13 protein-coding genes are annotated in these 14,558 nt (G+C 69.5%); 4 read left to right on the forward strand and 9 right to left on the reverse strand.

The annotated features are described in order from the left end of the window. The 3 genes from RZ1_RS22390 to RZ1_RS22400 are packed head-to-tail and all read right to left on the reverse strand — an operon-like array spanning position 1 to position 2,634. Positions 1 to 645 carry a hypothetical protein gene (locus RZ1_RS22390; RefSeq protein WP_072814721.1) on the reverse strand — a complete coding sequence of 215 codons (645 nt, stop codon included), beginning with the start codon at positions 643 to 645 and terminating at the stop codon, positions 1 to 3. After that, complete coding sequence (gene hisS / locus RZ1_RS22395; protein ID WP_072814722.1) at positions 632 to 1,906, reverse strand: histidine--tRNA ligase; 1,275 nt, start codon at positions 1,904 to 1,906, stop codon at positions 632 to 634. The genes RZ1_RS22390 and hisS overlap by 14 nt, the downstream gene beginning before the upstream one ends. Positions 1,907 to 1,950: 44 nt before the next feature. Beyond that, positions 1,951 to 2,634, reverse strand: coding sequence for an MBL fold metallo-hydrolase (locus RZ1_RS22400; RefSeq protein ID WP_218020481.1), 684 nt, complete (start codon positions 2,632 to 2,634; stop codon positions 1,951 to 1,953). A gap of 152 nt (positions 2,635 to 2,786) precedes the next feature. Here RZ1_RS22400 and RZ1_RS22405 point away from each other — a divergent pair, with 152 nt between their 5' ends. From RZ1_RS22405 to RZ1_RS22420, 4 genes are all read left to right on the forward strand, one after another. Then, positions 2,787 to 3,659 (forward strand): peptidylprolyl isomerase, encoded by an 873-nt coding sequence (locus tag RZ1_RS22405; protein WP_072814724.1) that lies wholly within the window; start codon positions 2,787 to 2,789, stop codon positions 3,657 to 3,659. Further along, complete coding sequence (locus tag RZ1_RS22410; protein ID WP_072814725.1) at positions 3,659 to 4,441, forward strand: peptidylprolyl isomerase; 783 nt, start codon at positions 3,659 to 3,661, stop codon at positions 4,439 to 4,441. The genes RZ1_RS22405 and RZ1_RS22410 overlap by 1 nt, the downstream gene beginning before the upstream one ends. A 493-nt stretch (positions 4,442 to 4,934) precedes the next feature. After that, a complete protein-coding gene (locus RZ1_RS22415) occupies positions 4,935 to 5,453 on the forward strand; it encodes a peptidylprolyl isomerase (RefSeq protein ID WP_238072108.1) in 519 nt (172 codons plus the stop codon). 69 nt (positions 5,454 to 5,522) lie between these two features. Continuing rightward, entirely contained in the window at positions 5,523 to 6,335 is an 813-nt protein-coding gene (locus RZ1_RS22420) for a peptidylprolyl isomerase (RefSeq protein ID WP_244899376.1), read from the forward strand. Positions 6,336 to 6,353: 18 nt separating this feature from the next. Here the strand turns inward: RZ1_RS22420 and RZ1_RS22425 are convergent, their stop codons facing one another. The 6 genes from RZ1_RS22425 to yajC all read right to left on the reverse strand — a co-directional run bounded on the left by RZ1_RS22425 (position 6,354) and on the right by yajC (position 14,473). Then, positions 6,354 to 8,660 carry a RelA/SpoT family protein gene (locus RZ1_RS22425; RefSeq protein ID WP_072814727.1) on the reverse strand — a complete coding sequence of 769 codons (2,307 nt, stop codon included), beginning with the start codon at positions 8,658 to 8,660 and terminating at the stop codon, positions 6,354 to 6,356. A gap of 88 nt (positions 8,661 to 8,748) precedes the next feature. Next, on the reverse strand, positions 8,749 to 9,306 hold the full coding sequence (locus tag RZ1_RS22430; protein ID WP_072814728.1) for an adenine phosphoribosyltransferase: 558 nt from the start codon (positions 9,304 to 9,306) through the stop codon (positions 8,749 to 8,751). Continuing rightward, positions 9,303 to 11,057, reverse strand: a complete 1,755-nt coding sequence (locus RZ1_RS22435) for an ABC transporter substrate-binding protein (protein WP_072814763.1) — start codon at positions 11,055 to 11,057, stop codon at positions 9,303 to 9,305. Before RZ1_RS22435 ends, RZ1_RS22430 begins: the two co-directional genes overlap by 4 nt. Positions 11,058 to 11,076: 19 nt before the next feature. Next, a complete protein-coding gene (gene secF / locus RZ1_RS22440) occupies positions 11,077 to 12,258 on the reverse strand; it encodes a protein translocase subunit SecF (RefSeq protein WP_169918060.1) in 1,182 nt (393 codons plus the stop codon). A 2-nt stretch (positions 12,259 to 12,260) separates the two neighbouring features. After that, positions 12,261 to 14,000 carry a protein translocase subunit SecD gene (secD, locus tag RZ1_RS22445; protein ID WP_072814730.1) on the reverse strand — a complete coding sequence of 580 codons (1,740 nt, stop codon included), beginning with the start codon at positions 13,998 to 14,000 and terminating at the stop codon, positions 12,261 to 12,263. 107 nt (positions 14,001 to 14,107) lie between these two features. Next, positions 14,108 to 14,473, reverse strand: coding sequence for a preprotein translocase subunit YajC (gene yajC / locus RZ1_RS22450; protein WP_072814731.1), 366 nt, complete (start codon positions 14,471 to 14,473; stop codon positions 14,108 to 14,110). Between the last annotated feature and the right edge of the window lie 85 nt (positions 14,474 to 14,558).

The following is a 14,558-nucleotide window of genomic DNA, read 5'->3' on the forward strand; positions in this document are numbered from 1 at the left end:
TCACTCGACGAGCGAGGCCACCTCGTGATCGGTGAGAGTGGTCTGCGGCACCCGGCCCGCCTTCCGGGCCAGCTCGATCGCCCGGTACAGCGGACGCTCCTCGAGCGCCGCACCCCGCGCCTCGGCACGCAGCTGTTCGACGAGGACCGACGACAGCGCCGCGGCCGGTGCCAGTTCGGCGGCGTCCATCGCGTCGGCGAGCCGGCGCAGCGCGAGCACGTCGAGCTCGCGTCCCCCGCCGTCGGCGTACAACGCGAGGGGCACCGACACGAGGCGGTGATCCCCGTCGTTGATCCGCAGAATCACCTGGCTCACGCGCGCGACCCGCACGAGCAACTCGACACCGGCCAGGTGCCGCAGTTCCACGCTGCGCGAACGCACCGATCCCGAGGCGGTCAGCACCGTACCGTCGAGGCGTAGGTGCCGGCGTGTCACGACGAACGCGCCGACGGCGGGTGGTAGCCCGACGATGACGCCGAGCGCGATCGCGACCGACGCCGGCACGAACAGCCACGTCACGAGGCCGAGCACGACGCCGAGCAGTACCGATGCGAGCGCGACCCGGCGGGCACGCGGCAGCAGGAGGTGCGACGGCAGCAGGTCCAGCGACACGGATTCGGACGCGGGCCCGTCAGTCCCGGGCAACGACCTCACCCACGCGCTCGACCGCGTCGGCGAGCGGCACGGTCTGCTGCTCGCCGTTGCGCAGATCCTTGACGACGATCTCGCCGGACTCGAGTTCACGGTCGCCGAGGACCAGTGCGACGACGGCACCGGACTTGTCGGCGGCCTTCATCGCTCCCTTGAGGCCACGTCCCCCGTAGGCCAGGTCGACGCGAAGGCCCGCGCCGCGCAGTTTGTGGGCGAGGGGAACCAGCGCGGACTTGGCGGCGTCACCCATCGGCACCCCGTACACCTCGCAACGGGCGGGGGTGGCGGCGCTCTTGCCTTCGGCGGCGAGCGCGAGGATCGTGCGGTCCACGCCGAGACCGAAACCGATGCCGGACAGCGGCTGTCCGCCGAGTTGCTCCATCAGCCCGTCGTAGCGGCCGCCGCCGCCGATGCCGGACTGGGCACCGAGGCCGTCGTGCACGAACTCGAAGGTCGTCTTCGTGTAGTAGTCGAGGCCGCGCACCATGCGCGGGTTGATGACGTAGGGCACCCCGAGTGCGTCCAAGTGGCCGAGCACCTCGTCGAAGTGGGCCTTGGCGCTGTCGGACAGGTGGTCGAGCATGAGTGGCGCGTCGGCGGTCATCTCCCGCACCTCGCGACGCTTGTCGTCGAGCACCCGCAGCGGGTTGATCTCGGCCCGGCGGCGGGTCTCGTCGTCGAGCGGCAGCCCGAACAGGAACTGTTGCAGCAATTCCCGGTACTGCGGGCGGCAGGTGTCGTCGCCGAGCGAGGTGATCTCGAGGCGGAATCCGTCGAGTCCCAGGCCCCGGAACCCGGCGTCGGCGATCGCGATGACCTCGGCGTCGAGCGCCGGATCGTCGATGCCGATGGCCTCCACACCGACCTGCTGCAGCTGCCGGTACCGGCCGGCCTGGGGCCGCTCGTACCGGAAGAACGGACCCGCGTAGCTGAGCTTGACGGGCAGCTGGCCGCGGTCGAGGCCGTGCTCGATGACCGCGCGCATGACCCCGGCGGTGCCTTCCGGGCGCAGCGTGACGGACCGCTCACCGCGGTCGGCGAACGTGTACATCTCCTTGGTGACGACGTCGGTGGATTCGCCGACGCCGCGCGCGAACAACCCGGTGTCCTCGAAGATCGGCAGCTCGATGTGCCCGTACCCGGCCAGACGCGCGGCTCGCGTCAAACCGTCGCGCACGGCCACGAACTCCGCAGACTGCGGCGGAACGTAGTCCGGGACACCCTTCGGGGCCGAGAACGTGGAGACCTTGCTCACCTGTCGCTGCTTTCTCTCGTCGGAACGATGTGCGTGTGCCGGGATCAGCGGGATCCGGCCAGACCGGTCAGGAACGGATTCGACGCCCGCTCCCGCCCGATCGTGGTGGACCGGCCGTGTCCCGGAAGGATGTTCGTGGTGTCATCGAGCACCAGCAGTTTCGCGGCGAGCGACTCGAGCAACTGCTCGTGGTTGCCGCCCGGAAGGTCGCTGCGGCCGATGGAGCCTTCGAACAGCGTGTCGCCGGTCAAGGCGACCGGAACCTCGCTGCCGTCGGGGGTGGAGGCGACGGTACGCAGCACCACCGATCCCTGCGTGTGGCCGGGGGTGTGGTCGACGATGAAACGGATCCCGGCGTACTCGATCTCGTCGCCGTCGGCGAACTCGATCACCTCGTGCGGCTCGGTGAAGGTAGCACCCTCCAAGAACGGCGCCAGGCTCGAACCGAGTCCGACGCCCGGGTCGGCGAGCATGTGCCGGTCCCCGGGATGGATGTAGGTGGGGATGTCGTAACGGTCCGCGACTGCCTGCGCCGACCAGACGTGGTCGAGATGTCCGTGGGTGAGCAGCACCGCGCGCGGCGTCAGGTCGGATCCGGTGAGGAACTCGTTCAGCGGTTCGGCGGCGTCCTGACCGGGATCGACGACGACGCACTCCTTCGAGTTGTCCTGCGCGAGGATGTAGCAGTTGGTCTGGAACATCCCGGCGGGGAATCCGGTTACGAGCACGAGCATCGCTCCTACGGTGAGGACAGTTCTGGGGGCTCCTACAGCGTAGGTGCAACGCCCGGTCCGTCCGCTCCCAGGTTCGGGTGGCAGACTCGATCCGGCCTGACTTCACAGCTCAACCACGACTGATCGGTTACGGGAGGACTACAGCAGTGCCGAGCAACGCACAGCGGCGCCAGGCCGCGAAACGCAAACTCGAACGGCAGCTCGCACGCCGTGCGGAGCGTGAGCGCAAGCGCCGCCAACGGAACATCGGCCTGACGGCCCTCGGGGTGATCGTCGCGATCGGCGTGGGTGTCGCGCTGTGGGCGGTCAACAGCGGCGACGACGAGAGCGCCACGACCGCCGAGGGCGAGACCGAACAGAGCAGCGAATACGCGGCGTTGCCCGCCGGTCGCGCCGAACCGCTGGCCGAGTCGGTGAACTGCGCATACCCGGCCGACGGGCGCGAGCCGTCGCGTCCGGTGGAGCCACCGCGCACCGAGGGCATCCTCACCAGCGGGGAAGCCAACACCGACATCAGCGTCAGCGTCGAGACGACGCAGGGGAACATCGGGATGATCCTGCACAATTCGGAGTCTCCGTGCACGGTCAACAGCTTCCTGTCCCTCGCGGCGCAGGGATACTTCGACAACACCGACTGCCACCGGTTGACGACGTCGCCCACCCTCGAGGTGCTGCAGTGTGGTGATCCCACGGGCACCGGCAGCGGCGGACCGGGCTACCAGTTCGCCAACGAGTTCCCCACGGATCAGTTCGCCGCCGACGACCCGGCGTCGCAGGAGCCGATGACCTACCCGCGCGGCACCCTGGCGATGGCCAACGCCGGCCCGGGCACCAACGGCAGCCAGTTCTTCCTGGTCTACGGCGATTCGGTGCTGCCGCCGCAGTACACGGTGTTCGGCACGATCGACGAGACCGGCCTGGCCACGCTCGACAAGATCGCCGCGGAGGGTGTCGCCGGTGGCGGCGCCGACGGCAAGCCCGCCGCCGCCACGTCCCTGACCAGTGTGAGGATGGACTGATGACCCGCACCCCGATCCGCCTCGCCGTCGCCGCCGGAGCGGCGCTGCTGGTGGCCGGCTGTTCCGACGACGGCACCGGCACCTCGACGACCACCACGACCCGGACGGCCACCGCGACGCAGAGCGCGCCGGCGTACACGGGTGAGCTGCCCGAACGTCCCGCCGCGGGCGCACCCGTCGACTGCAGCTACACGCCCGACGGCGGCGCGGCGAAGGACGTGGCGCCGCCGCAGGAGAGCGGGGTGACCACCGCAGGCTCGCCGGCGGTGACGATGTCCACCAGTGCGGGTCCGATCGGCCTCACGCTGGATCCGGCCGCCGCGCCATGCACCGTCAACAGCTTCGTCTCGCTCGCCGGCCAGGGCTACTTCGACGACACGCCGTGCCACCGGCTCGTGACCTCGCCGGGCCTGCAGGTGCTGCAGTGCGGCGATCCGTCCGGTACCGGGCGAGGCGGGCCGGGCTACGGATTCGACACCGAGTACCCGGAGACCGCCTACGCGCCGACCGATCCCACCCTCTCCCAGGCCGTGGTGTACCCGCGGGGCACGGTCGCGATGGCGAACACCGGACAGCCCGGCAGTAACGGCAGCCAGTTCTTCCTCGTCTACGCGGACTCTCAGCTTCCGCCGGCGTACACGATCTTCGGGACGATCGACGAGGCCGGCCTCGCGACGATCGAAAAGGTCGCGGCGGCGGGTGACGACGGCTCGATGGGCAGCGTCGGCGGCGGTGCCCCCAACCTGCCCGTGCAGATCGAATCGGTGACGGTCACGTCCTGACCGACGGACGGACGGTGCCTTCCCACCCGGAAGCCACCGTCCGTCATCCGACCCGGCCGGCCGACTCACTCGACCACCGGCCCGCCCGCTGTACCCGTGGCCGCTCACCGAACCTCCGGGACCCGTCGCGGGTACAGTTCGCGCCTTACTGTCTTATCCGTATCGGATCGGATAACGTGCCGTTTTTGTGACCCCACTTACCTCGACGGTGCCCGCCCACGATCGGACAGCCGGCGGCCTCGCACTCCGGGGCGTCGTGATTCTCGCTGCCGTTCTCATGACGGGATGCGCGGCCGACAGCGGCGCGGTCGCCACACCGCCGGCAACCACAACGTGGAATGCGTTCGACCCGTCGAATGCGTTCGACCCGTCGATCTATCCGACGCTGCCCCCGCCCCCCGCACCCCCCGGTGAGACCGTGGAGTGCCGGTACACCGAGGGGGGTCCTGCGACGCCGCGGGCTCGGTTCTCCCAGACGGCGACGGTATCGACGGTGGGGACCGTGACGATGACCCTCGACACGACCATCGGCCCGATTCCGCTCGTGCTCGACCGCGCGAAGGCGCCGTGCGCGGTCAACAGCTTCGTCAACCTGGCACGCCAGGGCTACTTCGACCGCAGCGTGTGCGACCAGCTGGCCAACGATCCGGGATCCCAGCTCTACACGTGCGGAGATCCCACGGGAACCGGGACCGGCGGGCCCGGCTATCTGTTCGCCGACGAGTACCCGGTCACGGTGGCCCCGAACGCGAACGGGTTTCTCGCGCCCATGCTGCATCCCCGCGGCACACTGGCGATGGCGTCGGACGGGGGTGTCGACAGCAACGGCAGCCGATTCATGCTCGTGTTCGGCGATACCATCCTGCCCGCCCAGTACACGATTTTCGGAACGATCGGCGAACCCGGGCTCCCACTGCTCGATGCCGCCGCAGCCACAGGATACGACGGCGGCGCGGACGCAGCCGGCCGTGGCCGTCCCGTCACCCCGGTGATGATCAACAGGGTGATCTGAGGGTGAAACGGGCGCGTAGCGGCGGCGGGGCCTGTCCGTGAATGCTCGAATCGACTACGGTCCGGATCTGTGACAGCCGTTACAGCGACGACGCAGGGGGTCGTGCGCTGGTCTCGCGCCTGCACGCTCGGTGTCGTCGCGGTGGTCGCGGTCGTCGGGACCGGGTGCAGCACCGGTACCGCGACCACCGCCGACACCCCACCCCCGGCAGCATCCGCCGCCGCGCCGGGTCTCGCCATGCCCGTCGCTGCGCCGCTGCCCCCACGCCCGGTGCCGGACGCGACGAACGTGACGTGTGCGTACGTCCCCGGCGGCCGATCGGCACGTCCCGCGACGGCCCCGGCCACGACGTCGGCGCCCACGAGCGGAACAACCGAGATCACACTCGACACCACCATCGGTGCCGTACCGCTCGTGCTCGACCGCGCGAGCGCGCCCTGTGCAGTGCACAGCCTGGAATCGCTGGCCCGCCAGGGGTTCTACAACGGCGTGGCCTGCCACCGCCTGTCCACCCACGTAGGGGCGCGCCTGTATCAATGCGGGGATCCGTCGGGCACCGGAACCGGCGGTCCCGGCTACACCTTCGCCGACGAGTGGCCGGTGACCGTGTCACACGGCTCCGGCGGATACACACCGCCGCCCGCGCTCTATCCTCGCGGCACGATCGCGATGGCCAACACCGGCCGCGCCGACACCAACGGCAGCCAATTCTTCCTGGTCATCGGAGATTCGGTGCTGTACCCGCAGTACACCGTGCTGGGTACGGTCGGCGAGGCGGGTCTGCCGCTCCTCGACGCAGCGGCGGCCGCCGGTGACGACGGCAGCAGCCCGCTCGGCGGCGGCACCCCCACGACCCCGGTGGTGATCACCGGCATCCGGTGACCGAGTAACCGTTTCGGGTCAGGCCGCCGACGTCACGCGGTACACGTCGTAGACGCCCTCCACGTTGCGGACCACGTTCAGGACGTGCCCGAGATGCTTCGGATCGCCCATCTCGAACGTGAACCGGCTGACCGCGACCCGATCTCCGGACGTGGTCACCGACGCCGACAGGATGTTCACACGCTCGTCGGCGAGCGCCTTGGTGACGTCCGACAGCAGCCGGTGCCGGTCCAGCGCCTCGATCTGGATCGCGACGAGGAACACCGACGACGGCGACGGCGCCCAGCGCACCTCGATGATCCGCTCCGACTGTTCCTTCAACGATCCGGCGTTGGTGCAGTCGGTGCGGTGCACGCTGACCGACCCGGTGCGGGTCACGAACCCCATGATCTCGTCGCCTGGGACCGGCGTGCAGCACTTGGCGAGCTTCGACACCGTGCCCGGAGCCCCGGGGACCTCGACACCCGAATCGCCGCTCTGCCGCGACCGTGTCGGCGTCGTCGACGGTGTCGCGCGTTCGGCGAGTTCCTCCTCGACCCCGCCGACCCCGCCGAGCATCGTCACGAGCCGCTGCACGGCGTGCTGCGCGGAAACGTGGTGCTCCCCCACCGCCGTGTACAGCGCGGACACGTCGGTGTAGCGCAGTTCCTTCGCCGCCGCGAGCATCAGGTCGGCGTTCATCAACCGCTGCAGGGGCAGCCCGACACGCCGCACCTCCTTCGCGATGGCGTCCTTGCCCGCCTCGAGGGCCTCCTCGCGACGCTCCTTCGCGAACCACTGCCTGATCTTCGCCTTCGCGCGCGGCGATCCGACGAACGACTGCCAGTCACGACTCGGCCCGGCGTTCGGGTCCTTCGACGTGAACACCTCGACGACCTCGCCGTTCTCGAGCTTGCGTTCGAGCGCGACGAGCCGGCCGTTGACGCGGGCGCCGATGCACCGGTGCCCGACCTCGGTGTGCACCGCGTACGCGAAGTCCACCGGCGTCGATCCCGACGGCAACGTGATGACGTCGCCCTTCGGGGTGAACACGAAGATTTCGCGGACCGCCAGGTCGTACCGCAGCGACTCGAGGAACTCCCCCGGATCCGCGGCCTCGCGCTGCCAGTCCAGCAGCTGACGCATCCACGCCATGTCGTCGAGCTCGTTGGCGTCGCCCGAGTGTTTGCCCTTGGTTTCCTTGTAGCGCCAGTGCGCGGCGATCCCGAACTCGGCGGTCCGGTGCATCTCGCGGGTGCGGATCTGCACCTCGAGCGGCTTACCCTCCGGGCCGATGACCGTGGTGTGCAGCGACTGGTACACCCCGTAGCGCGGCTGAGCAATGTAATCCTTGAAGCGGCCTGCCATCGGCTGCCACAGCGAGTGCACGACACCGACAGCGGCGTAGCAGTCCCGGATCTCGTTGCACAGGATGCGCACACCGACCAAGTCGTGGATGTCGTCGAAGTCGCGGCCCTTGACGATCATCTTCTGGTAGATCGACCAGTAGTGCTTGGGCCGGCCCTCGACGGTGGCGTCGATCCGCGACGCCGACAGCGTCGCGTTGATCTCGGCGCGCACCTTCGCCAGGTAGGTGTCACGGGACGGCGCGCGGGTCGCGACGAGGCGGACGATCTCCTCGTACTTCTTCGGATGCAGAATCGCGAACGACAGATCCTCGAGTTCCCATTTGACCGTCGCCATGCCGAGCCGGTGCGCGAGCGGCGCGATCACCTCGAGGGTTTCGCGGGCCTTGCGCGCCTGCTTCTCCGGCGGCAGGAACCGCATCGTGCGCATGTTGTGCAGCCGGTCGGCAACCTTGATGACCAGTACCCGCGGATCCCTCGCCATCGCGATGATCATCTTGCGGATCGTCTCGGCCTCGGCGGCATTGCCGAGCACGACCTTGTCGAGCTTGGTGACCCCGTCGACGAGGTGCGCGACCTCTTCCCCGAACTCGGCGGTGAGCTGCTCGAGGCTGTAACCGGTGTCCTCCACCGTGTCGTGCAACAACGCCGCGACGAGGGTGGTGGTGTCCATCCCGAGTTCGGCGAGAATCGTCGCGACCGCGAGCGGATGCGTGATGTACGGGTCGCCCGACTTTCGTTTCTGCGTCGAGTGGCGTTCCTCGGCGACGTCGTAGGCACGCTGCAGCTGCGACAGATCCGCCTTCGGATACAGCTCGCGGTGGATGGTGACCAGCGGCTCGAGCACGGGCTTGAGGGTGGTGCCGCGCTGACCGGTGATGCGCCGAGCCAGCCGGGCCCGCACCCGGCGCGACGCGGACGTCGACGCCGGTGTCGGGGTGGGGCCGGAGTTCGACGACCGATCAAGATTCTGGGTCATACCCACTCCTCCCGCCGCAGCCTGCACAGACCGCCCTGCTCGGCCCGCCGGGTCCGTCCGGCCCCGGTACCTGCGCCAACTCTAGTCCTCAGATCCGCACGATCGACGTCAGCGGGTGCTGCGCGAGCCGTGCGCGTCCGGCCAGCGCCGCGATTTCGGTGACGACCGACACCGCGACGACGTCCGCACCCGCTTCCTCGAGCAACTGCACGGTCGCGGCGAGGGTGCCCCCGGTGGCCAGCACGTCGTCGACGACGAATACCCGCCGGCCCTCGAGCACAATCGAATCGCCGGGAATCTCGATGGATGCGGTGCCGTACTCGAGCGAATACTCGCAGGTGCGGACCGGCGGCGGCAGCTTGCCGGCCTTGCGCACGGCCAGCACCCCGACGCCGAGCTCCCGGGCGATGCCTCCGCCGAGGAGGAAACCTCGCGCGTCGACGCCGGCCACGAGTTCCGCCCCGTCCGCGGCGGACGCCAGCGCCGCGATCACCGCACCGAAGGTCGGGCCGTCCGCGAACACCGGGGTCAGATCCGCGAATCGCACACCGGGGGTCGGAAAGTCGTCGACCCAGCGGGTCCGTTCCGCCACCACGTTCGCGGCGTGTTCGAGGAGGGCGGGTTCGACGATTCCGTGCGTGTTCACCTGGTCAGTATCCACCGGTCCATGTTCCAGCCCGCACCCGCGGTGGTCGGATTCGCGACGGCGGTATGCATGCCCGGCGCGAACGCGGTGGCGCGGGGCTGCGCGTACAGCGGCACCGTCGGCATCTCGTTCCACAGGATCGTCTCGGCTTCACCGGCCAGACCGGCGACCGCGGCATGGTCGTCGGTGACGAGCAGCGCGTCGAGGATTTCGTCGACGCGGCGGTTCGCAAAGCCGCCGACGTTGCTGCCGGTTCCGGAATGCAGCGCGTCGCGGGCGTCCCCCTGGTCGGCGGCGCCGCCCGCACCGGCGACCGCGGCCGTGCCGGCGAGCACGGCGTCGACCTGCCCGGCCGTCAACTGCGACGGCGTGAACGTCTCGGACGCCGCGTCGACGACCTCGATGCCGGCGTCGCGGCACGACTGGGCGACGAGTTCGACGGTCCGGGCGCGGCGCGGGTCGGGTCCGAGATAGCCGACCCGGACGGTGATCCGGTCCTGGCCGCTGCCGGAGAGTTCGCGCTTCGCGGCTTCTCGGTCGGCCTGGGTGTAACGGGACGCGGTCCCGGCCACGCCCGGATACAGCGGGGAATCCGCCGCGAGGATCCGTGAATCGACCGGGCCGGCACCGATGCCCGATTCCGGGGCGTCACCGACCGTGCCGAGCTGCTCGAACAGCTCGGCACGGGGGATGCACAACGCGAACGCGCGTCGCGCGGCCGGGTTCTCGAACACGCCCGCGGTGGCGAGAGTCAACTGTTCGACATTGCGCGACGGCACCGTCGTGACGGTGGCGCCGTCCCCGGCGGCGATGCCCTCGAGGGCACCATCGGCGCTGTCGACGACCTGGATCCGGCCGTCTTCGGACGCAGCCGACGCGCCGGTGCCGCGCGGCCACACCACGATCGTGTCGGTGGCCGGGCGGTTGCCCCACCAACGCTCGTTCACGACGAGGACGAGGCCGTCGTCGACTGTGTAGGAATCGATGCGATACGGCCCGGCGGACGGCAGCAGCGACAGGTCGAGCGTTCCGGGAGTGAGGTTCCAGCCGGTGTTCCAGAACTCCGCCATGCGACGCACCGCGTCGAGGTCACCGTTGGTGATCGCCGCGACCGGGTCGGCGACCCCGGAGGCCCGGGCCACCACGTGCGAGGGCAACAGTTCGGTCGCCCCGAACAGCGACCGCCAGTCCGTGTCGCCGCGGTCCGCGCGGAAGACCACGGTCGCTTCCTTCGAACCGGGCTGGCAGTCGACCCGGTCGATGTCGGCGTAGCCGCCGCGCTGCGCGGAGTCGAACACGTTCACCACAGCGCCAGTTTCGTTCGGCGCGGTGAACCGGCCGGACGCCGCGGCCCACGCCAGCACGAGATCGTCGCAGCTCATCGGCACCCCGTCGGAGTACACCGAATCGGCCGCGAGCCGGTACTGCACGGTGAGCCGATCGGCGGGCATGACCGTGGCGGTACCGATGTCGGTGTCGGAGACGACGCGGCCGGCCGGTCCCACATAGCCGAAGCCCGGCTGCACTCGCGCGAGTGCCTGCCGCGCACCCGAGGTCGCGCCGTCGACGGTGTTGGCGTTGTAGGTGGTGACGGCACCGTCGATCGCGTAGCCGATCGAGTGCAGCGGTTCGTCGGAGGAGCCGCAGGCCACGACTCCGGCCGCGACCGCGGTCACCGCCGCAGCGGTGACCGCGGCCCGGAGCGACCCTCGGATTCGTCGTGTTCGCCGGGCCTGCTCGGTTCCCGCCATGTCCTCGGTTCCCGCCATGTCAGGGCCTTTTCTTGGCGCGCTTTCCGGTCGGTCGCGCACCGGGTCTCGGAGAACGCTGGGCCGGCGCGACCGGCTGACGACGCACCACCGGCGCGCCGGGGCGATCCGAGCCGAACACCGGCTCGCCGTCGACCGCAGCGGCTCCGGCCGACGCCCGGCCGGACGCGGCCTCACGCTTGGCCAGCACCTTGCGGGTGTGCACGGCGACCGGGCCGCGCCACTCCTTCAGCGTCACCAGCAGGGGCGTCGCGAAGAAGATCGACGAGTAGGCGCCGACGATGATGCCCACCAGCTGCACGAGCGCCAGGTCCTTGAGCGTGCCGACACCGAGGAGCCACACGGCGATCACCATCAGCGCGATGACCGGTAGCACCGAGATGATCGTGGTGTTGATCGATCGCATCAGCGTCTGGTTGACGGCCAGGTTCGCCTGTTCGGCGTAGGTGCGCCGATGCAGATGCAGGATGCCGCGGGTGTTCTCCTCGACCTTGTCGAACACGACGACCGAGTCGTACAACGAGAAACCGAGGATGGTGAGCAGACCGATGACGGTCGCCGGCGAGACCTCGAAGCCCACCAGCGAGTAGACGCCCGCGGTGACGAGCATGTCGAAGAACAACGCCGCGATCGCCGCGATCGCCATGTCCCGTTCGTAGCGCACCGCGATGTAGATGCTGACGATCACGAGGAACACCAGGAGGGCGATCAGCGCCTTCTGGGTGATCTGCCCGCCCCACGTCTCACTGACGTCGGCGACGCTGATCGAGTTGCGCGAGGGCACTCCGTCGCTGTCGGTGGGCTGGAACTCGTCGAACAACGCGGACTGCAGGGCGTTCACCTGGGTGAGGTCGAGGGCCTCGGAGCGGATCTGGATGGTCGCGCCTGCACCGGATCCGACGGTCTGGACCGCGACCGGTTCGGACCCGAGGGTGTCGCTGTAGACCGTCTCGACCTGCTCGACCGTCACACCCTCGACGGCCGGCATCTGGATGCGGGTGCCGCCCTCGAAGTCGATGCCCCAGGAGAAGCCGCGGATGAGCATGCTCAGCAGTGCGACGAGCACGATCGCGCCGGTGAGCAGGTAGTAGAACTTGCGGCGTCCGATGATGTCGAAACCGCCGGTACCGGTGTAGAGGCCCGACAGTTTGCTGTGGTGCGGTGCCGTCGTCGTGTCGGTCATCGTCACGCCTCCTTCGCCGAGGCCGCTGCGAGCTGACGCTCACGCGCCACCTGCTGGATGGCGCCGAGTCCGTTGACACTCGGCTTGGACCAGAACTTCGAGGTCGATGCCAGATGCACCAGGGGCCACGTCACCAGGAACACCACCACCACGTCGAGGATGGTGGTCAGGCCGAGGGTGAAAGCGAATCCGCGCACCTGCCCCACGGCGAGGAAGTACAGCACCGCCGCGGCGATGAAGCTGACCGCGTTGCCGGACAGGATGGTGCGGCGGGCGCGTGCCCAACCGCGCGGTACCGCGGAACGGAAGCTCCGGCCTTCGCGGATCTCGTCCTTGATGCGTTCGAAGAACACCACGAACGAGTCGGCGGTCATGCCGATGCCGATGATGAGACCGGCGATACCGGCCAGGTCCAGGGTGTAGCCGATGTAGCGGCCGAGCAGCACCATGATCGCGTACACGGCCAGGCCCGAGAGCACCAGCGACAGCGCGGTGAGCAATCCGAGCATGCGGTAGTACGCAAGGCAGAACAGCAGCACCAGCGCGAGACCGACCGCACCGGCGATCAGGCCGGCCTGCAGCGACGCGAATCCGAGGGTCGCGGAAACCGTTTCGGCTTCGGACGCCACGAACGAGAGCGGCAACGAGCCGTACTTGAGGGTGTTCGCCAGCTCGGTCGCCTGGGTGTTGGTGAAGTTGCCGGTGATCGAGGTGGCACTGCCGGCGGGGGTCGCGCCCTGGATGACGGGGGCGCTGACGACCTTCGAATCGAGGGTGAACGCGGCCTGCTGTCCGATGTTCGCCGCGGTGAACTGCGCCCAGGTGTTGCTGCCTTCGCTGTCGAAGGTCAGGCTGACCTCGTAGCGGGACTGCTGGCTGTTGAATCCGGCCGTGGCGTCGGTGATCTGCTGACCGTCGATGATGCTGGGGCCGAGCAGGTAGACGGAGGTGCCGTCGGTCGAGCACGCGACGAGCGGCAGGGCCGGATCGTCGTTGCCGGCGAGCGGATCGGCGACCGAGCAGTCGAGGGACATCGCGGCCTGCTGCTGGGTTGCGGGATCCTCGCTCTGACGGAGTGCCTTCGCGGCCGCGATGTCCGCGGCGGCCTGCTCCTGCGGGTCGAGATCACCTTCGGCCGGCGCCTCCGGCGCGGGGTTCCCGGGTGCCGTGGTCTCGGGCGTGCCGGTGGGTACGGGCGTGACGGGCGTGTCGGTCGGCTCCTGTGCAGGGAACGGCCGGCCCTGCGGCTCGGGATTCGCCGGTGCCGGCTCACCCGGGACCACCTCCGCCGGGGTCTGCGTTTCCGGCGTCTGTGTTTCCGGAGTTTGGGCCTCGGGGTTCTGCGCCGCGGTGTTCGCGCTGGCGATCGGGCCGCCGATCACCGGCCGGATGTACAGCCGCGCGGTCTGACCGAGCGTCTTGGCCTGGGCGCTGTCGTCGCCGGGCACCGTGATGACCAGATTGTCGCCGTCGACGACCACCTCGGACCCGGACACACCGAGTCCGTTGACGCGGGTCTCGATGATCTGCTGCGCCTGCCGGAGGCTGTCCTGGCTCGGGCTGCTGCCGTCCGGTGTGCGGGCAGTGAGCGTGACGCGGGTTCCGCCCTGCAGGTCGATGCCGAGTTTCGGCGTCGGCGACTTGTCACCGGTGAAGAAGACCAGGGCATACAGCGCCACCAGAATCGCCCCGAACAGGGCGAGGGAGCGCGCTGGATGCACCGATCCGTTGGAAGGTGCCACGGTCAGTCAGTCTCCTCGTTACGAGTGAGTGGTTCGGAGGTGGCGGTCGCAGCGACCGCTGCGCGGCGGCGCCCGAGAGCCTTCCGGTGCCGCCGCCGCGATGAAACTCAGTGTTCGACGGGACGATCGGCCGGCGGATCGGTGTCGTCGTCCTTGCCGAACGAGACCGTACCGGTATCGGTGGTGTCAGAGGTGCCGGTGGTGTCAGAGGTGCCGGTGGTGTCGTCGAGCTTCTCACGGACCACCACGCGTGCCCACGTGGTCACGACGCCGGGCGCGATCTCGAGGTCGACGGTGGCGTCGGAGAGCGCCGCGACCGTCGCGTGCAGGCCCGCGGTCGTCGTCACACGGTCACCGACGCGCAGCGAATCCTGCAGCTCCGTGACCTTATGCATTTCCTTCTTCTGGCGCCGGATCCCGAGGAAGGTGGGCACCAACAGGGCAAGGATCAAGAGCGGGAAGAGCAGTTCCATCGTTGAAGTCAGTCCTCGGTGTCGTTTGACGAGCGGTCGTCACCGTGGCGGGTGACGTCACGGCAACCACGCGAGCGGCCTCCAC

This window comes from Rhodococcus zopfii NBRC 100606 = JCM 9919 (assembly GCF_001895025.1).
Taxonomy (GTDB): Bacteria; Actinomycetota; Actinomycetes; order Mycobacteriales; family Mycobacteriaceae; genus Rhodococcus; species Rhodococcus zopfii.

What these genes read in the sequence shown, in the direction of transcription:
- RZ1_RS22435 (WP_072814763.1), bottom strand. Translation starts at nt 11,057, where the DNA reads ATGGCGGGAACCGAGCAGGCCCGGCGAACACGACGAATCCGAGGGTCG.
- RZ1_RS22410 (WP_072814725.1), top strand. Translation starts at nt 3,659, where the DNA reads ATGACCCGCACCCCGATCCGCCTCGCCGTCGCCGCCGGAGCGGCGCTG.
- secF (WP_169918060.1), bottom strand. Translation starts at nt 12,258, where the DNA reads ATGACCGACACGACGACGGCACCGCACCACAGCAAACTGTCGGGCCTC.
- RZ1_RS22425 (WP_072814727.1), bottom strand. Translation starts at nt 8,660, where the DNA reads ATGACCCAGAATCTTGATCGGTCGTCGAACTCCGGCCCCACCCCGACA.
- yajC (WP_072814731.1), bottom strand. Translation starts at nt 14,473, where the DNA reads ATGGAACTGCTCTTCCCGCTCTTGATCCTTGCCCTGTTGGTGCCCACC.